General features: G+C 71.8%; 13 protein-coding genes. 3 read left to right on the forward strand and 10 right to left on the reverse strand.

Annotated features, from left to right (window positions below; genetic code table 11):
• Positions 1 to 30: 30 nt before the first annotated feature.
• From G3I77_RS14225 to G3I77_RS14250, 6 genes are all read right to left on the reverse strand, one after another.
• Entirely contained in the window at positions 31 to 1,065 is a 1,035-nt protein-coding gene (locus tag G3I77_RS14225; protein ID WP_248503657.1) for a nucleoside triphosphate pyrophosphohydrolase, read from the reverse strand.
• Between the two features lie 106 nt (positions 1,066 to 1,171).
• Complete coding sequence (locus G3I77_RS14230; protein WP_248503659.1) at positions 1,172 to 1,819, reverse strand: SurA N-terminal domain-containing protein; 648 nt, start codon at positions 1,817 to 1,819, stop codon at positions 1,172 to 1,174.
• Between the two features lie 143 nt (positions 1,820 to 1,962).
• Entirely contained in the window at positions 1,963 to 3,459 is a 1,497-nt protein-coding gene (locus tag G3I77_RS14235; RefSeq protein ID WP_282572954.1) for a serine/threonine-protein kinase, read from the reverse strand.
• A 38-nt stretch (positions 3,460 to 3,497) separates the two neighbouring features.
• A complete protein-coding gene (locus G3I77_RS14240) occupies positions 3,498 to 4,130 on the reverse strand; it encodes a hypothetical protein (RefSeq protein ID WP_248503661.1) in 633 nt (210 codons plus the stop codon).
• A gap of 183 nt (positions 4,131 to 4,313) precedes the next feature.
• Positions 4,314 to 5,057: an N-acetyltransferase gene (locus G3I77_RS14245; RefSeq protein ID WP_248503663.1), complete on the reverse strand. Its 744-nt coding sequence runs from the start codon at positions 5,055 to 5,057 to the stop codon at positions 4,314 to 4,316.
• A gap of 159 nt (positions 5,058 to 5,216) precedes the next feature.
• Positions 5,217 to 5,993, reverse strand: a complete 777-nt coding sequence (locus G3I77_RS14250) for an HNH endonuclease family protein (protein ID WP_248503665.1) — start codon at positions 5,991 to 5,993, stop codon at positions 5,217 to 5,219.
• 162 nt (positions 5,994 to 6,155) lie between these two features.
• Here G3I77_RS14250 and G3I77_RS14255 point away from each other — a divergent pair, with 162 nt between their 5' ends.
• On the forward strand, positions 6,156 to 6,341 hold the full coding sequence (locus G3I77_RS14255; RefSeq protein ID WP_248503667.1) for an antitoxin: 186 nt from the start codon (positions 6,156 to 6,158) through the stop codon (positions 6,339 to 6,341).
• Between the two features lie 88 nt (positions 6,342 to 6,429).
• Here G3I77_RS14255 and G3I77_RS14260 read toward each other — a convergent pair whose 3' ends face one another.
• Positions 6,430 to 7,344, reverse strand: a complete 915-nt coding sequence (locus G3I77_RS14260; RefSeq protein WP_248503669.1) for a hypothetical protein — start codon at positions 7,342 to 7,344, stop codon at positions 6,430 to 6,432.
• A gap of 104 nt (positions 7,345 to 7,448) precedes the next feature.
• Between G3I77_RS14260 and G3I77_RS14265 the strand changes: the two genes are divergently transcribed.
• Entirely contained in the window at positions 7,449 to 8,051 is a 603-nt protein-coding gene (locus tag G3I77_RS14265; RefSeq protein ID WP_248503671.1) for a TetR/AcrR family transcriptional regulator, read from the forward strand.
• A 363-nt stretch (positions 8,052 to 8,414) separates the two neighbouring features.
• On the opposite strand, the gene mfd is transcribed toward G3I77_RS14265, so the two are convergent.
• From mfd to G3I77_RS14280, 3 genes are all read right to left on the reverse strand, one after another.
• Positions 8,415 to 11,972: a transcription-repair coupling factor gene (mfd, locus tag G3I77_RS14270; RefSeq protein ID WP_248503673.1), complete on the reverse strand. Its 3,558-nt coding sequence runs from the start codon at positions 11,970 to 11,972 to the stop codon at positions 8,415 to 8,417.
• A gap of 301 nt (positions 11,973 to 12,273) precedes the next feature.
• A complete protein-coding gene (locus G3I77_RS14275) occupies positions 12,274 to 14,853 on the reverse strand; it encodes an ABC transporter permease (protein ID WP_248503675.1) in 2,580 nt (859 codons plus the stop codon).
• Positions 14,850 to 15,638, reverse strand: coding sequence for an ABC transporter ATP-binding protein (locus tag G3I77_RS14280; protein WP_248503677.1), 789 nt, complete (start codon positions 15,636 to 15,638; stop codon positions 14,850 to 14,852). The genes G3I77_RS14275 and G3I77_RS14280 overlap by 4 nt, the downstream gene beginning before the upstream one ends.
• Before the next feature lie 469 nt (positions 15,639 to 16,107).
• On the opposite strand from G3I77_RS14280, the gene G3I77_RS14285 reads away from it, so the two are divergent.
• Entirely contained in the window at positions 16,108 to 17,601 is a 1,494-nt protein-coding gene (locus tag G3I77_RS14285; RefSeq protein WP_248503680.1) for an MFS transporter, read from the forward strand.
• Positions 17,602 to 17,610: the final 9 nt, after the last annotated feature.

The following is a 17,610-nucleotide window of genomic DNA, read 5'->3' on the forward strand; positions in this document are numbered from 1 at the left end:
GTCCTGGCCGGCCGCATGCCTCGGCACGCCTCAGGCATCCTTCTCCTGATGCCCCCGGTGTCCCTCGGCGGCCCGCACCACGTCCCGGTAGGTCCGGGCGGCCACGCGCAGCGCCGCCTCGGGGTCGATGCCCTCCTCCTCGGCCCGCACCGCCAGCGCCAGCAGGTCGTAGCCGACGCCCTCGCCCGCGGGGAGCGGGACGTCCAGCCCCGCCGTGCGCACACGCGAGGACAGTTTCGCCGCCAGCGCCAGGCCCGGCTGGCCCAGGGGTATGCCGTCCGTCACCGAGGTGCGCTGCTTCTCGACCGCCTTGGTGCGCAGCCAGTGTGCCTTGACCTCCTCCGGCGTGGTGGCCGTCTCGTCGCCGAAGACATGCGGGTGGCGGTGGATCAGCTTGTCGACGATGCCGGCGGCGACGTCGTCGACGGAGAAGGGGCTCTCCAGGTCGTCCTCGGCGATCCGGGCGTGGAACACGACCTGGAGGAGGACGTCGCCGAGCTCCTCGCGCAGTTCGTCGCGGTCGCCCTCCTCGATCGCCTCGACGAGTTCGTACGCCTCCTCGATGCCGTACTTGGCCAGGCCCTTGTGGGTCTGCCGGGAGGACCAGGGGCATTCGGCGCGGATGCGGTCCATGACCTGGACGAGGTCGAGGAGCCGGGCGCCCGGCAGGTCGTAGGAGGCGGGCAGCAGCTCCAGCTCGGGCATCGCGATGCGGCCGGTGCCGGCGAGGCGGGCCAGGCCGTCCGTCAGGACCGGTTCGCCCTCGCCCGTCGCCACCACGACCACCGTGCGTCCGCCGGCGCAGGCGTCGACCAGCTCCTCGGCGGCCGGGGACGCCTCGGCGACGGTGATGCCGGCCTCGCGCAGATACGGCAGCTGCGGGTGCGTGCCGTCCGCGCACAGCACCTGGTCCGCCGCGTGCAGGGCCTGCCAGGCGGGCCAGGAGAGCAGACCGGGTGCGACACGGTGGCTGGTGGTGAGCAGGATGATGCGGCCGGGGGCGACGGCCGCGTCGGGAGCGGTCCGCTCGGGGCCCGGGGTCGCTTCGGGGCTGTTGGCGTTCACGGTTCGAAGCTATCCCACGCCGCCGACAGCGCCCGAAGTTGTCCACAGGGCCCGGAGAGGGCGGGGTGCCCTGCGTACCGTACCCGCCCTGCGTGCCGTGCCTGCTCTACATGCCCTGCTGGTTCTGCGCCGTCGTGACGTCCCGCACCCACGGCGTCTTGGCGTCGGCGCGGCTGCTCTTCTGGACGTCCCAGGTGCCGTAGCGCGGGTTGAGGTCGACGTTCAGCTCCTTGGAGGCGTCGGAGAGGGCCTTCCAGAACTCGGGGCGGTCGGTACCCGTCCCGAGCTTCTCGGCGAGCTTCTGGGCCTCCAGCTGGAGGCGGAGGTTCTCGTCGAGGCGCTGCGGCGGGATGCCGTACTGCTGGAGCCAGGTCGTCTCCAGGGCCTTGGCGCCGCCGGCCTGCTGTTCCAGGCCGGACCGCATCGCCTGGATCTCCTTGCGGGAGACGGTCACTCCGGCGTCCTCGGCGGCACGGTGCAGCACCCGGTCCAGGACCATGGTCTGCAGGGTGTCGCGGGTGAGGGTGCCGGTTCTGGCGATGACCTGCTGGTACTGGGCCTCGTCCTGTACGGCCGCCCGCTGGGCCGCGCGTACCTCGCCGACCCGCTCGTCGAGCTGGGAGACGGTGATCCGCTGGCCGCCCACCACGGCTGCCGCGCCGGGATGCGCGTCGTTTCCGCAGGCGGTGAGAAGGGGCGCCACGGCGGCGATCGCTGCGGTGAGGACGAGCGCGGTGCGACGGCGGCGGTGCAAGGAGACCTCCCGAGGAGATTGTGCGACGGTGCACAAGGTCTTGCGATGATCGATGGTAGGCAGTGGCCACGCTCTGGCCAACCCATTCGACCAACGATTCACCGGGACTTCCGGCACCGCCGCGCCATGCCCCGGGGCGGTCGTCAGCCGCGGACCTGCCCCAGCCAGTGCAGCGTCCTGCGGATCTCCGCGCCGAGTGGGTGCCCGGGGCCGTGGGTGCGCTCCACGTCGTGCAGCAGCCGGGCCAGGGTGTCGTGGGCCGCGCCGCGGTCGCCGAGGGCGAGCAGGAGGTGCCCGATCCGGCGGCGGACGTCGTGCGCGAGCTCGGGTCCGCCGGCGGCGACGTACTGGTTCTCGTAGTAGGGCAGCACCGCCCGGTACTCGGCGAGCGCTGCGGCCGGCTCGCCCAGCTGTTCGAGGCACTGGGCGGCCTCGTAGCGGAAGCGCAGGGCCTGCGGGTCGGCCTGGCCTGCCTCGGCGGCGCGTTCGTCGGCGAGCCGGCGCAGCTCGGGCAGGGCGCGCCGGTACTGGCCGTCGTCCAGGAGCGTCGCCGCGTACTGCTTGCGCAGGGTGCGGACGACCGGGGAGTGCGCCCCGTGCTGTTCGGCGGCGGCGGGCAGGATCCCCCCGAGGATGTCGACGGCCTGGGTGACGCGGCCCTCGCCGAGAAGCCGCTTGACCTCGTCGACGGCGCGGGCGATGTCCGTCTGCCCCGGTGTGTCGGTGACGGGTGTGGCGGGCGTGGGCTGGGGCGCGGGGGTGCGCGCACGGTCGGGCCAGGGGGCGTGCGGGCGCAGGAACGGTCGGGTGGGGTCCAGGGCGGCTCCGGTGGGCGTCCCGCGCGCGGGCAGGAGCAGCTCCAGGTGCTCGTAGACCTCCTGCGCCGAGGCGGGCCGGTGCTGCGGGTCCTTGGCGAGGAGGCGCAGGACGAGGTCCTCCAGGGCCTCGGGGACTTCGGGGCGGATGCGGCGCACGGGCAGTGGGGGCTCGTACAGGTGCCGGTGCAGGACGCCGAGGGCCGTGGAACCGGAGAAGGGCACATCGCCACTGAGCAGTTCGTGCAGGACCACGCCGAGGGCGTACAGGTCGGTGTAGGGGCCGACCGCGCCGCCCATCGCCTGCTCCGGGGCCATGTAGGCGGGCGAACCGATGGGGGTGCCGGTGTGGGTGAGGCGGGTGGTGTCCGCGTCCATGACGGAGGCGACGCCGAGGTCGAGGACGGTGACCGTGCCGTCCTGCTTCACCATCACGTTGCGCGGCTTGAGGTCACGGTGGACGATCGGCACGGCGTGCACGGCGCTCAGCACGGCGCACAGCTGCGCGGCCACCGCGACCGCCCACTGCCAGGGATACGGGGTGTGCTCGGCGAGGTGGCCGGCGAGGTCGGCGCCGTCGATGTACTGCATGACGAGGAACAACTCCTCGCCCTCACTGCCCGCGTCGTGCACGGTGACCAGGCCGGGGTGGTCGACCTGCGCGGTCACCCGGCACTCGCGCACGAAACGGCGGCGCAGTTCCTCCGCGTCCTGGCCGGCCACCTTGTCCGGGCGCAGCAGCTTCACCGCCACGCGCCGGTCGAGCCGCTGGTCGTACGCCGTCCAGACCTGGCCCATGCCGCCCTGCCCGAGGACGGTGGCCAGTTCGTAGCGGCCGGCGACGACACGTCCCGCGGCCCCGGTCACCGTCCGCCCTCGTGGTTGCCGTCCCGGGGTCCTTCGCCCTCGTGCCGGCGCAGGTAGTCGCTGAGCTCGTCGAGTTCGGCGCGGACCTGGTCGATGCGGGCGGGGGCGGGGCGCTGGGGGGACGGGGGCGGCTGGATCGGGCCCTGGGCATGGGGCGTGGCGTCGTGGGGGGCCGGTGTGTGAGGTGCCGGGGGCTGCGGGACGGGCGTGGACGTCGGGGCGTACGGCGGCGCGGGCTGCGGATAGCCGTACGGGGTGTGCACGACGGTCGGCGCGTGGGGCGAGGCGTAACCGGCGAACTTCCGCCGCTCGCCGTGGTGGCCGATGTCCACGACGAGGAAGTGGATGGCGGCGCCCGCTCCGAGCAGCAGGACCATGGCCAGCGCGATGTCGGTGCGGTAGTCGCCCTCCGGCAGAGCGCCGACCACGGCGAAACACGCGATGGACAGCGGCAGGCTCACCCAGGCCAGCACCCAGTCGAGGGCCCGTCCGCGCAGGACGGCGACCCGGAACAGCGGTACGCAGGCCAGCACGCCGCACGTGAGGAAACCGGCTGCGACGAACAGCACCCGCAGGGAGATGACCGTTGCCGCGCTGCGGGGAGGCGGTGCCGCGCCGTGGCCGTACATGACTGCTCCTGGACCGGTGTGGCCGATGGGGACGGACGTGCGAGTGACAAACCCTGTTGGGGAATCCGAGCGTATAGCCCGACACGGACAACCGGTCACGGGTTGTACCGAACCGTTGTCATGCTGATCACTTCGTGTGAACAGCCGTCCCGGGGCCGGTCGCGGCCGACCGTCCGTCATGCCCTACAAAGGGTGCCGCATCCACACGTTGGGCTCGACGTACACCGCGTACCCGCGCTCCACTTCGCAGCGCACCGGCACCAGACCGCCGGGCACCTCGATGTCGCCGTCGGTGTCGAAGGGCAGGCCCGTCCAGCGGCGCCAGTCCGCGAGCGGGGCGGACACCGTCATGGACGCCGGTGCCACCGAGTCGATGGTGGCACCGGCCCGGGCGTGGACGCGCAGCCACGGGTCCTGAGGCAGGCCGTCGGGGCGGACGCGGTGGGCGTACTCCTCCATCGGCGTGTGCGGTTCGAGGTGTTTGGCGTTGGGGCGGACCGGGGCTATGACCTCGCGGAAGCCGCGGGCCCGGGCGTTGTCGCGCATGGCCGAGAGCATCACCGCGGACAGGCCGCGGCCCTGTGCCTGCGGGGCGACGGAGACCGAGATCGCGCTGGCGGTGTCGGGCCGGACTCCGCGCCGCAGGTCGGAGAAGGCCCACACCAGCACCGCGTCCCAGCCGTTGGCCGGCAGCCGGCCGCGGTGCTCGGCGTCGAGGGCGAACGGCACGCTGTAGGCGTTCGCCACGATCTCGCCCCGCTCGTCCTCGGCGAACAGGACGTACTCCGGGAGTTCGGTGGCGATCCGTGGGAAGTGGGCGGCGCCCACGAGGTCCTGGATCACGAACTTCGGCCAGCTGTCCGCCATCCCGACGACCCGCTCCAGCATGTCCGGGCGGTCGGCGAGGCTCGATATCTTCGGCTGCATGTGATCACGGTAGGCACGGGGGCGGACACCCGGAACCGAATTACCGAGCGGGCACCCGGTCCGCCGCGCCCCCGTAGAGCGGCGCGGTGCAACCGAGACCCATGGAGATGGCCAGGCCTCTGAGCCCATCGCCATCAACCGGCCTCCGGACAGGGGCACTTACCCGCCGCACTGCTCCAGCATCATCTCCTTGTCGGCCGCCGTCACGGCGAGTTCGTACTTCAGCGACACCTGGGCGAAGCGCACCGAGTAGGCGCAGCGGATCTGCTTGTTCGGGGGGAGCCAGGACGCCGGGCCGGAGTCTCCCTTCGAGCCGTTGGTCGGCCCGTCCACCGGGACGAGGTTGAGCGGGTCGTTGGCGATGGACTCCCGCTTGTCCTCCGTCCAGCGCGAGGCGCCCATCTGCCAGTCGTACGACAGCGGCATGACGTGGTCTATCTGGACCTTGATCGCATGGGACTTGGTCCACTCGATGACCTTCCCGGTGTACGGGTCGTGCAGCGTCAGTGAGGTGACGACGCAGTCCGACCCCGCCCGGAAGCGCAGGTCTTCCCCGTCTCGTTTCAGAAGGTCGTTCCGCGTGTCGCAGCCGTTGCGGGAGAAGGGGACATCGCGGGGTGCCGAGTCCATCCAGGCGTAGCCGAACTTGTCCCGTTCGTAGCCCGTCTTGGGGCCGCGGCCCTTCGTCGTCACCTTCTCGATCAGGGCACGCGCCTTCTCCTTGTCCGCGCTGGAAGTGATCGCCGCCAGCCCCGGCTTGGTGCCGTCCGGGTTGTCCAGCGGGCTCACGGCCCGTCCGTCACCGGCGGCCGGAACGCCGGAACCGGAGGGTCCACCACTGTCCGCGGGCGGGGCCAGGCCCTCGCAGCCGGCCAGTGCCGAACCGGTGAACACCATCGCGACAGCCAGTGCCGCCCCACCCCTCAGACGCCTCACCGTGCGCCCCTCCTCTGTCTGCGTGTTCCGCTCCGGCACGGGCGGCCGGTGCCCGGTCCCACGGTAGCGAGGAAGAGGTTCAGACCACATCGGGCCTCAATGCGCATTCTTCGCATCTCGCGCGTATCGTCGGTTCTGAGTCACCTCCGGAGGGAGCTTTGCATGGGCATCTTCGACAAGTTCAAGAGCCAGGCGCGGCACAAGGGCAAGCAGGGCTCTGACACCGCGGAAGAGCGGATGAACGAGAGGACCGGCGGCAAGTACGAGGACCAGGTCGACTCCGGCCAGCAGCGCGTCGAGGGCTCTCTGGGCATGGACCGCGACCGGGACCGGCCCGAACAGCAGTAAGGCCTCCGAACCCGAGGCCGTCCGCGGAGACCCAGACGTATCTCCTGCGGGCGGCTTCCCATGTGCGAAGTCTGGCCGCCCCCTCCGGTCAGACCTTGCCTATGCCCAGCGTCGTCTCCGAGGGCAGCAGGCCCGACGCCAGGACCGCGACCCAGAAGTCGCCCAGCAGCTCGGCGAGACGGTCGGCACCGACCGGGCCGAGGGACTCCCAGGGCCGGGCGGCCAGTTGGTCGGTGTGCCGCTCCACGCGGTGACGCAGGGCGCGGCCCGCCTCCGTCGCCGTACCGTCCGCGTCGACCAGTCCCCTGGCGGCCAGGCGGGCGCGTGCGGCCGTCCACTGCTCAGGACTCCAGCCGCGGCTCTCGAAGCGCTCCACCGACGCGGCACCTATCGCGGCGAAGGAAACGAGCGCCTCCACGGGATCGAGTTCCGCCATGAGCAGGGCCGCGAGGTGGCCGTCACCGCGGTGTTCGCGCAGGATCGTCGCCGCGTGCCACAACTGCAGGTGCGGGGCCTGCGGCCAGTCGAGCCCCGCGTTGGCCGCGGCCAGTGGGCGGGCGGCGGTGTCCGCGGCCTCTGCCGCGCGCCGGGCGAGTGCGGCGGCCTCCGCCAGCTCGGGGCCGGACACCCGGTCGCCGAACAGGGAGCGGTAGGCCCTGTCGACCGCCCGCGTCCTCGCCTCGATCACCGCGATGGGGCTCGCGATTCTCCACGCCGGTTCGACGTACTCGGCGACCATGCGCGGGCTGAAGCTGTAGAAGGCCGAGGCCACCTGTTCCGGTCCGGCCTGCCCCAACGGGGCGGCGCGATACGGGAAGTAGCTCGGCCAGCGCTCCCCCGTGTCGTATCCGAGGGCAGCCGCCTCCGCGAAGGCCTCCGGGGCGTAGTACAGCACCGCGTGCAAGGGCTCCAGCAGGTGCCACATCTGCCGTACGCGGGCCGGCTCCACGCCGCCCTCCCGCGCCGCGGCGCCCTCGCCGATCTCACTGACCTGTTCCGGCATGGCGTACCTCCACTCGCATCCGGCCACGCGCAACTTGACGCTGACAAGATTGCCCGAGTCGAGGCCAACTTGTCAATGACAAGATTCGGCGTACGCTCCTGACCATGAGCTCCAGCAAGGCATCAGCGAACGAAAAGGGCCCCGCGAACCGCCCGTACCACCACGGTGATCTGCGCCGTGCCATCCTCGGCGCCGCCCTCGACGTCATCGCGGCGGACGGTCCGGCCGCGCTGAGTCTGCGCGACCTCGCCCGCCGCGCCGGTGTCTCGCACGCCGCGCCGGCCCACCACTTCAAGGACCGCGCGGGGCTGCTCACGGCGATCGCCGCCGAGGGCTTCGGACTGCTCGCGACCACGCTCAGGGAGGCGGCGGACCTGAAGGAGGCGGGCGTGCGCTACGTGCGTTTCGCGCGGGAGTATCCGGCGCACTTCCAGGTGATGTTCGCGCCCGAGCTGCTGCGCGGCGGCGACCTGGAACTGACCACCGCCCGTGCCCTCGCCTCGGACGCCCTGCGCGACGCCGTCGCCGCCGTGCCGCCGGAGGGCCGCGGCACCGACGCCCGGCTCGCCGGTGTCGCGGCCTGGTCCCTGGCCCATGGTTTCGCCACGCTGCTGCTCAGCCACAACCTCGACGGCCCGGTGGGCGATCAGGACCCCGAGGAGGTGTTCCGCGGGCTGGCGGCGATGCTGTTCCGCCCCGCCGACTAGCACCCCCGGGTGGGGCACGCGGTTGACCTTGCCCCTGACGTCAGGGGCATGCCTTCGCCGACGAGGGCGCGCGCACGTCGTGGCGGTGGGCCGCCGCCGCGAGGCGCCGCTCCTCGGGACCGCGCGAGGCGCCGCTCCTCGGGACCGCGCGAGGCGCCGCTCCTCGGGACCGCCGGCCATGACCCGTCCCGGACCAGCCCGCTCGTCGCCGACATCACGGCCGCCGGCGGCCCCGAGAGCGCCGTCGGGACGGCGCTCGACCGGCACGGCCCCGCACCAGGCCACCGCTACCCACGTACGCCCGGTGGCCTGACGGAACCTCAGCGGAACCAGGGCGTCAGCGCCGCCCCGTGCGCCGAGGCATCAGGACCCCAGCACCGAGGTGAGGAACTCCCCCACCCACGCCAGCAGTTCCCGTCCGACCAGCGGCTTGCCGCCCACCTTCGCGGTCTTCGGGCGCGGCACCAGCACCTGGTGGACCGCCGGCTTGATGACGACCCCGGGGTACAGCCGCTTGACGCGCAGCTCCTGCGACTCGCGCAACTCCACCGGCGCGAACCGGATGTTGTTACCCTGCAGCACGATCTCGCCGACGCCGCACGCGCGCGCGAACATCCGCAGGCCCGCGACGAGCAGCAGGTTCTCCACCGGCTCGGGCAGCTTGCCGTAGCGGTCGACGAGTTCCTCGCGGACCGCCTTGATGTCCTCCTCCGAGTTGGCGGAGGCGATGGCGCGGTACGCCTGGAGCCTGAGCCGCTCGCCCGGCGCGTAGTCGTGCGGGACGTGCGCGTCGACGGGCAGCTCGATCTTGACCTCGAGCGGCGGCTCCTCCTCGATCTCGCCTGTCTCCAGCTGCCGCCGGTAGTCGGCGACGGCCTCGCCGACCATCCGCACGTACAGGTCGAAGCCGACGCCCGCGATGTGGCCGGACTGCTCGCCGCCGAGGAGGTTGCCCGCGCCGCGGATCTCCAGGTCCTTCATGGCCACGTACATACCGGCGCCCATCTCCGTGTGCTGGGCGATGGTCGCGAGCCGCTCGTGCGCGGTCTCGGTCAGCGGCTTCTCCGGCGGGTAGAGGAAGTAGGCGTAGCCGCGCTCGCGGCCCCGGCCCACCCGGCCGCGCAGCTGGTGCAGCTGGCTCAGGCCGAAGTTGTCGCCGCGCTCCACGATCAGGGTGTTGGCGTTGGAGATGTCGATGCCGGACTCCACGATCGTCGTGGACACCAGCACGTCGAACTTCTTCTCCCAGAAGTCGACGACGACCTGCTCCAGCGCAGACTCCGACATCTGACCGTGGGCGGTGGCGATGCGCGCCTCGGGGACGATCTCGCGCAGCCGGGCGGCCGCCCGGTCGATCGACTCGACGCGGTTGTGGATGTAGAAGACCTGGCCTTCGCGCAGCAGCTCACGGCGGATGGCGGCGCCGATCTGCTTCTCCTCGTAGGGGCCGACGAAGGTCAGCACCGGGTGGCGCTCCTCCGGCGGGGTGGTGATCGTCGACATCTCGCGGATGCCGGTGACCGCCATCTCCAGCGTCCTGGGGATGGGGGTCGCGGACATCGTCAGCACGTCGACGTTGGCCCGCAGCTTCTTCAGCTGCTCCTTGTGCTCGACGCCGAAGCGCTGCTCCTCGTCGACGATGACCAGGCCCAGGTCCTTGAACTTGGTCTCGGACGAGAACAGCCGGTGCGTGCCGATGACGATGTCGACCGAGCCCTCGCGCAGGCCCTCCAGGACCGCCTTGGCCTCGGTGTCGGTCTGGAAGCGGGACAGGGCCTTCACGTTGACCGGGAACTGCGCGTACCGCTCGCTGAACGTCCCGAAGTGCTGCTGCACCAGCAGGGTCGTGGGCACCAGGACGGCCACCTGCTTGCCGTCCTGGACGGCCTTGAACGCGGCGCGGACCGCGATCTCGGTCTTGCCGTAGCCGACGTCGCCGCAGATCAGGCGGTCCATCGGAACCGTCTTCTCCATGTCCTCCTTGACCTCGGCGATGGTGGTGAGCTGGTCGGGCGTCTCCGCGTAGGGGAAGGCGTCCTCCAGTTCGCGCTGCCAGGGGGTGTCCGCCCCGAAGGCGTGCCCGGGGGCGGCCATGCGGGCGCTGTACAGCTTGATGAGGTCGGCGGCGATCTCCTTGACGGCCTTCTTCGCACGGGCCTTGGTCTTCGTCCAGTCGGCGCCGCCGAGGCGGTGCAGGGTGGGGGCCTCGCCGCCGACGTACTTGGTGATCTGCTCCAGCTGGTCGGTGGGGATGTAGAGGCGGTCGCCGGGCTGGCCGCGCTTGGCGGGGGCGTACTCGACGACCAGGTACTCGCGGGTGGCGCCCTGCACGGTGCGCTGCACCATCTCGATGTAGCGGCCCACGCCGTGCTGCTCGTGGACGATGTAGTCGCCCGGCTCCAGGGTGAGCGGGTCGATCGTCTTGCGGCGGCGGGCCGGCATCCGGGCGCCCTCGCGGCCGGACGCCTTCTGGCCGGTCAGGTCGGTCTCGGTCAGGACGGCGAGTCCGAGGGCCGCGTCGACGAAGCCGTGCTCGATCGAGCCGCACGCCACGTGCACGACGGACGGGGAGATCCCGGCCAGGTCGGAGTCGAGGCGGGCCGCGATGCCCTCGCCGCCCAGCACCTCGACCGTACGGGCCGCCGGGCCGTGACCCTCGGTGACGAACACCGTGCGCCAGCCGTCGGCGAGCCAGCCCTTGGTGTCGGCGAGGGCCTTGGCGGTGTCGCCGCGGTAGGTCTCCGGGGCGCGCATGCCGAGCTTGAGGGTGTCGCCCGCCGCGTCAGCGGCATATGTCTCCGTGAGCTCTTCGTCGGCGGCGAACGGCGACACCGACCACCACATCATGTCCAGCTCACGGGCCCGGCCCCGGACGTCCGCGATGGACCACAGGGAGGCCGCGCCGACGTCGATGGGCGCCTCGCCGCCACCGGCGGTGGCCGCCCAGGAGGCCTGGAGGAACTCCTGCGAGGTGGCCACGAGGTCCGACGCCCGCGTGCGGACCCGCTCCGGGTCGCACACGACGGCCATGGAGCCCTTGGGCAGGACGTCGAGCAGCAGCTCCATGTCGTCGACGAGGACCGGCGCGAGGGACTCCATGCCCTCGACGGCGATGCCCTCGGCGATCTTGCCGAGCAGTTCACCGAGCTCGGGGTGCTGTTCGGCCAGGGCACGCGCGCGCGTGCGGACGTCCTCCGTGAGCAGCAGCTCGCGGCACGGCGGCGCCCACAGGCCGTGCTCGGCGACTTCGAGGGAGCGCTGGTCGGCGACCTTGAAATAGCGGATCTCCTCGACGTCGTCGCCCCAGAACTCGACGCGCAGGGGGTGTTCCTCGGTGGGCGGGAACACGTCGAGGATGCCGCCGCGCACGGCGAACTCGCCGCGCTTCTCGACGAGCTCCACGCGCGCGTACGCCGCGGCCGCGAGGGCACCGGTGATCTCCCCCAGGTCGGCGCTCTGCCCCGACTTCAGGGAGACCGGCTCCAGGTCTCCGAGGCCCTTGACCTGCGGCTGGAGCACGGACCGGACGGGTGCCACGACGACCGAGACCGGGCCGGTCTCGGGGTCGTCGGGGCGGGGGTGGGCCAGGCGGCGCAGCACGGCCAGGCGGCGGCCGACGGTGTCGCTGCGGGGGCTGAGCCGCTCGTGCGGGAGCGTCTCCCAGGACGGGTACTCCACGACCTCCTCGGCCGGGAGGAGGGAGCGCAGGGCCGCGGCCAGGTCCTCCGCCTCACGGCCGGTCGCCGTGACCGCCAGCACCGGGCGGCCCGTGTCACGGGCCAGGGCGGCGACCGCGAAGGGGCGGGCCGCAGGGGGGCCGACCAGGTCGACGTGCATGCGGTTGCCGTCTGCGGCCGCCCTGATCGCTTCCGCGAGGGCGGCGTCCTTGACTACGGCGTCGAGCAGACCGTGCAGGCTCATTCGGGGCTTTCCGTCCAGGGGTCCAGAGGGGTGGGCAACACGACGGGCCCGACGCGCGCCGCGGGCCGGGGGGTCTCCAGCGTACGACGACGCGCGCCCGCGCGGCGGGCCTGTGGATGACGCCCCCGCGCCGCCGGGTCTGCCGGCGGGGCGACACCCGCGGCGTCACCCGGAGTACATCGCCCTGGAGAACACCCTCCCCCGCCTCCGCACAACCGCCGGGCCCGCCCCGGAGGCGATGCCTCCGGGGCGGGTCCATCCTCCGCAACCCCCGTGTGCGGTGGTCCTTGGGTGCCTACGGCTACTCCGTCGCGATCGCGTTCAGGACGTTCATCCGGCCCGCCCGGAACGCCGGGACCAGTGCCGCGAACAGGCCCACGAACGCCGAGCCGATGAAGACGCCGATGATCGTCGGCCAGGGGATGTCCAGGACCATCAGGCCCTCCAGGGCGAGCAGCTGCTGCGCGGTGGCGCCCCAGCCCATGCCCAGTCCGAGGCCCAGCAGGGCACCGAAGAGGGCGATGACGACCGACTCCATGCGGATCATGCGGCGCAGCTGCCGGCGGGAGAGGCCGATCGCCCGCATCAGGCCGATCTCCCTGGTGCGCTCCACCACCGACAGGGCCAGGGTGTTCACCACGCCCAGGATGGCGACGATGATCGCCAGGGCCAGCAGGCCGTAGATCATGTTGAGCAGCTGGCCGATCTGGTCCTTCAGGGCGTCCTTGTAGTCGGTCTGGTCGCGCACGGTGTACTGCGGGTAGTCGTGCAGCGCGGACTTCAGGGACTTGTAGGCGGCGTCCTGCTGCCCCTCCTTGGCGCTGGCGAAGACCAGCGTGTCCAGCGGCATCTTGTCGGCCGGGACGTACGTGGCCATCGTCGAGATGGACGTGTACATCGCGCCGGCGTCGATCACGACGTCGCTGCTGGTGATCGCCCGGACCGTCAGATCGGCCGCGGAACCGTCCTTGAAGGCCACCTTGATCTTCGAGCCGAGGCTGATGCCGTGGTCCTTGGCGAACTTCTCGTGGACCGACATCGAGTCGGGCTTGTAGGCGTCGGGGAGCTTGCCGGCGACGGTCTCGGTGCGCAGGTCGGTCGCGTACGTCGGGTCGGCCGCCGTGATCGCCGTGTCCTTGAGCATCTTGCCGTCGGGGGTGGTGAAGTCGGCCTTGGTCCACTTGTACTGCGTGACGTGCTCCAGGTCCGGCGACGACTTCACGGCCTTGACCGCCTGCGGGGTGACCAGCTGGCCGCTGTCGGACTGGATGATGAAGTCCGTGCCGACGGTCTTGTCGAGCTGGTCGGTGGCGGACGCCACCATGGACGAGCCGACCACGGACAGGCACGCCACCAGGGCGAGGCCGATCATCAACGCGGCGCCCGTCGCGCCGGTGCGGCGCGGGTTGCGCAGGGCGTTGCGCTCGGCCATGCGGCCCACGGGGCCGAACATCCGCAGCAGGACCGCGCCGAGCACGCGGACCACGGCGCCGGCGAGCAGCGGGCCGATGACGACGAAGCCGATCAGCGACAGCACCACGCCGAGGCCCAGCCACATCGAGCCGTCCTTGGCCTTGTCGGCCTCCGACGCGAGGTAGAGGGCGAGGCCGCCGGTGCCGGTGAGGACCGTGCCGATCGCGGCGCGGATCCAGCCGGCCTTGGCGTCGGCGGGGGCTCCCGCGTCGCGCAGGGCGGCCATCGGGGAGATCTTGCCGGCGCGCCGGGCGGGCAGGTAGGCGGCCAGTACGGTGACGATCACGCCGAGGACGAGGCCGACCACCGGGGTCGTCCAGGCCACCGTGAGGTCGTCGGTGGACAGTTCCACGCCCATCTGGCCCATGAGCTTCATCAGGCCGATGGCGAGGCCGACGCCCGCGGCGACGCCGAGCACCGAGCCGACGACGCCGAGCAGCAGTGCCTCGGCCAGCACGGAGCGGTTGACCTGCTTGCGGGAGGATCCGATGGCCCGCATCAGGCCGATCTCCCGGGTGCGCTGGGCGACCAGCATGGAGAAGGTGTTGATGATCAGGAAGATGCCGACGAGGAAGGCGATCCCGGCGAAGCCGAGCATCGCGTACTTCATGACGTTCATGAAGCCGGCGACGTCCTTCTGGTTGGCGTCGGCGGTCTCCTTGGCCGTCTTCACCTGGAAGTCGCCGCCGAGTTCGGCCGTGACGTTCTTCTTCAGCTGCGCGTCGCTGACGCCGGCGGCCGCGGTGACGTTGACGTTGGTGTAGACGTTGCTCGCGCCGACCAGGGTCTGCTGGGCGGTCTTGGTGTCGAGGTAGAAGATCGCGGCGCCGGGGTTGGTGACGGTGAAGTCGGCGATGCCGGAGACCTTCGCGGTGTGGGTGCCGACCGCGGTGATCACGCCGATCTCGTCACCGAGCTTCAGGTCGTGCTTGTCGGCGGTGTCGGCGTCGACCATGATCTGGTCGGCGCTCTTGGGCGCCGCACCGGAGGTGATCTTCATGGTGCGGGCTTCGTTGCTGTTCCAGCTGCCCACGATGGTCGGGGCGCCGCTGGAGGGCGACAGGTTGTCCTTGTCGCCGTCGACGACGGTCACCGAGGTGGAGAACACCGCTCCCTCGGCGGACTTCACGCCCTGCGCCTTGCGGACCTCGCCCAGCACGGAGGCCGGCATGACCGGCGGCTTGCCGTTGTCGGCGGTCGTCTCACCGGTGTCGGAGGCGCCCTTGGCGCTCACCGTCACGTCGGAGGAGGTGGCCGCGAAGAGCTTGTCGAACGTGGTCGACATGGTGTCCGTGAAGACGAGCGTGCCGCAGACGAAGGCCACCGACAGCAGGACGGCGATCGCGGAGAGCGCCATCCGCCCCTTGTGCGCGAGGAAGTTGCGCATCGAGGTCTTCATGACGGTCATGACGTGCGCCCCCGGGCGTCGAAGTCCTTCATGCGGTCCAGGACGGCCTCGGCGGTCGGCTTGAGCATCTCGTCGACGATGCGGCCGTCGGCGAGGTACAGCACACGGTCCGCGTAACTGGCGGCGACCGGGTCGTGGGTGACCATCACGATGGTCTGGCCCAGCTCGTCGACGGACCGGCGCAGGAAGCCGAGGACCTCGGCGCCGGCGCGGGAGTCGAGGTTTCCGGTCGGCTCGTCACCGAAGATGATCTCGGGCTGGGCCGCCAGGGCCCGTGCCACGGCGACGCGTTGCTGCTGGCCGCCGGAGAGCTGGGTGGGCCGGTGCTTGAGGCGGTCGGCGAGCCCCACGGTCTCCACGACCCGCGTCAGCCACTGCTTGTCCGGCTTACGGCCCGCGATGTCCATGGGCAGGGTGATGTTCTCGACGGCGTTCAGCGTCGGCAGCAGGTTGAACGCCTGGAAGATGAACCCGATCCGGTCCCGGCGCAGCCGCGTGAGCTTCTTGTCCTTCAGACCGGTGATCTCGGTCTCGTCGAGGTAGATCTGCCCGCCGGTGACGGTGTCGAGCCCGGCGAGGCAGTGCATGAGCGTGGACTTGCCGGAGCCCGAGGGGCCCATGATCGCGGTGAACTGGCCGCGTGCGATGTCCACGTCGACGTGGTCGAGGGCGACGACGCGGGTCTCCCCGGAGCCGTACGCCTTCACGACCTGCCGCGCCCGCGCGGCAACGGCCGTACGCCCTCCAGTACCCCCGTGCCTGGGAATGGTCACAGCCGAAGTCACGGTATGTCTCCTATATCGGTCAGCAGATGGTGAAGGCGGTCGCCTGGTCGACAGCCGCTGTGCGTGGTGCCGGACCAGGAATCCGTCCGACGCGTTCAGTCTCGCGGCGGGGAGGGGTCCCGCGCCCTGGTGTTCAGCGCAGTCTTTTGCTGTGGAAAACCCCACCCCCGCCGGTGTGCCGAACCGCCCCCCGGCGGCGTAAAGCCAGGTTAAGGACGGGCCCCTGCCCGTCTCGTCCTCCGTCGGTACGAACCCTCCCCAGGTCGTAGTACGGAGGTACCCCTAGGGGCAGTCCACCGCAGGGTGGAGGCGGTCTCAGGGTTGGCTCCACCCGGCGGCCCGGTCAGGCTCCACCCTCCCGCTGCGTCAGGGTCAAGTGGGAAGCTGTCCGCGGCAGGTAGGTGCAAGGGGCATACATGCGACGGGGCCCGTGGCGCGGGCGCGGCCGGGGCGAGGGGAGGAACCCGGGGTGGGCAGCACCGGTTCCGCGGCACGTGAGGCCGCACGTCCCGCCACGACCGGCCGGCGGGGAGCCGTCGTCGCGGCGCTGATGCTCTCGATGGCGCTCGCGGCGCTCGACGCGACCATCGTCTCGACCGCCGTCCCGCAGATCGTCGGGGACCTGGGCGGTTTCTCCGTCTTCTCCTGGCTGTTCTCCGGCTATCTGCTGGCCGTGACCGTCACGCTGCCCGTGTACGGCAGGCTCTCCGACACCTTCGGCCGCAAACCGGTCCTCATAGCGGGGTCGGTGCTCTTCCTGCTCGGGTCCCTGCTGTGCGCGCTGGCCTGGAACATGGGAGCGCTCATCGCGTTCCGCATCGTGCAGGGCCTGGGCGGCGGCGCACTCCAGGGCACGGTGCAGACACTCGCCGCCGACCTGTACCCGCTGAAGGACCGCCCCAAGATCCAGTCGAAGCTGTCGACGGTGTGGGCGGTGTCCGCGGTCGCCGGCCCGGGTATCGGCGGGGTGCTCGCCGCGTACGCGGACTGGCGCTGGATCTTCCTGGTCAATCTGCCGATCGGCGCGGTCGCGCTGTGGCTGATCGTCCGTCACCTCCACGAGCCGGAGCGGGAAGCCACCGCGCACGGGCGCGTGGACTGGGCGGGTGCGCTCGCGGTGTTCGCCTGCGGGGGCGTGCTGCTCACGGCCCTGGTGCAGGGCGGGGTGGCGTGGCCCTGGCTCTCGGTGCCCTCACTGGCCCTGTTCGGTGCGGGACTTGCCCTGGTAGCGGTCGTGGTGCTGGTGGAGCGCCGGGCGGCGGAGCCGATCATCCCGGGCTGGGTGTGGCGGCGCCGCACGATCGCCGCGGTCAATCTGGCCCTGGGCGCGCTGGGCCTGCTGATGGTCGCGCCGTCGGTCTTCCTGCCCACCTACGCCCAGTCGGTGCTGGGCCTCGCGCCCGTGGCGGCCGGATTCGTGCTGTCCGTCTGGACGTTGAGCTGGCCGGTGTCGGCGGCGCTGAGCCAGCACGTGTACCGCAGGATCGGCTTCCGCGACACGGCGATGCTGGGCATCGGCACGGCCGCACTGATCCTGTTCGCGTTCCCCTTCCTGCCCTACCCAGGGCAGGCGTGGCAGCCGACGCTGCTGATGCTGCTGCTCGGCGCCGCGCTGGGCCTGTTCCAGCTGCCGCTCATCGTCGGTGTGCAGTCGACGGTGGGCTGGGCGGAGCGCGGTACGACGACCGCGTCCGTGCTGTTCTGCCGCCAGACCGGCCAGACGATCGGCGCCGCGGTGTTCGGCGCGGTCGCCAACGGGGTGCTGGCCGCGCGGCTCGGCGGCGCGGGCGACCTGGACTCGGTGACGCGGGCGCTCGACTCGGGCAGCGCGCCGGAGGCGACCCGGCGGGCGATCGCCGACGCGGTGCACGCGGTCTACCTGGGTGCGGCGGGCGCGGCGGCCCTGGCGTTCCTGGTGCTGCTGTTCCTCGCGCCGCGGAAATTCCCGGTGCTGAAGGACTGAGCGTCCGTA

The sequence above is a fragment of the Streptomyces sp. D2-8 genome (genome assembly GCF_023184515.1).
Lineage (GTDB): Bacteria > Actinomycetota > Actinomycetes > Streptomycetales > Streptomycetaceae > Streptomyces.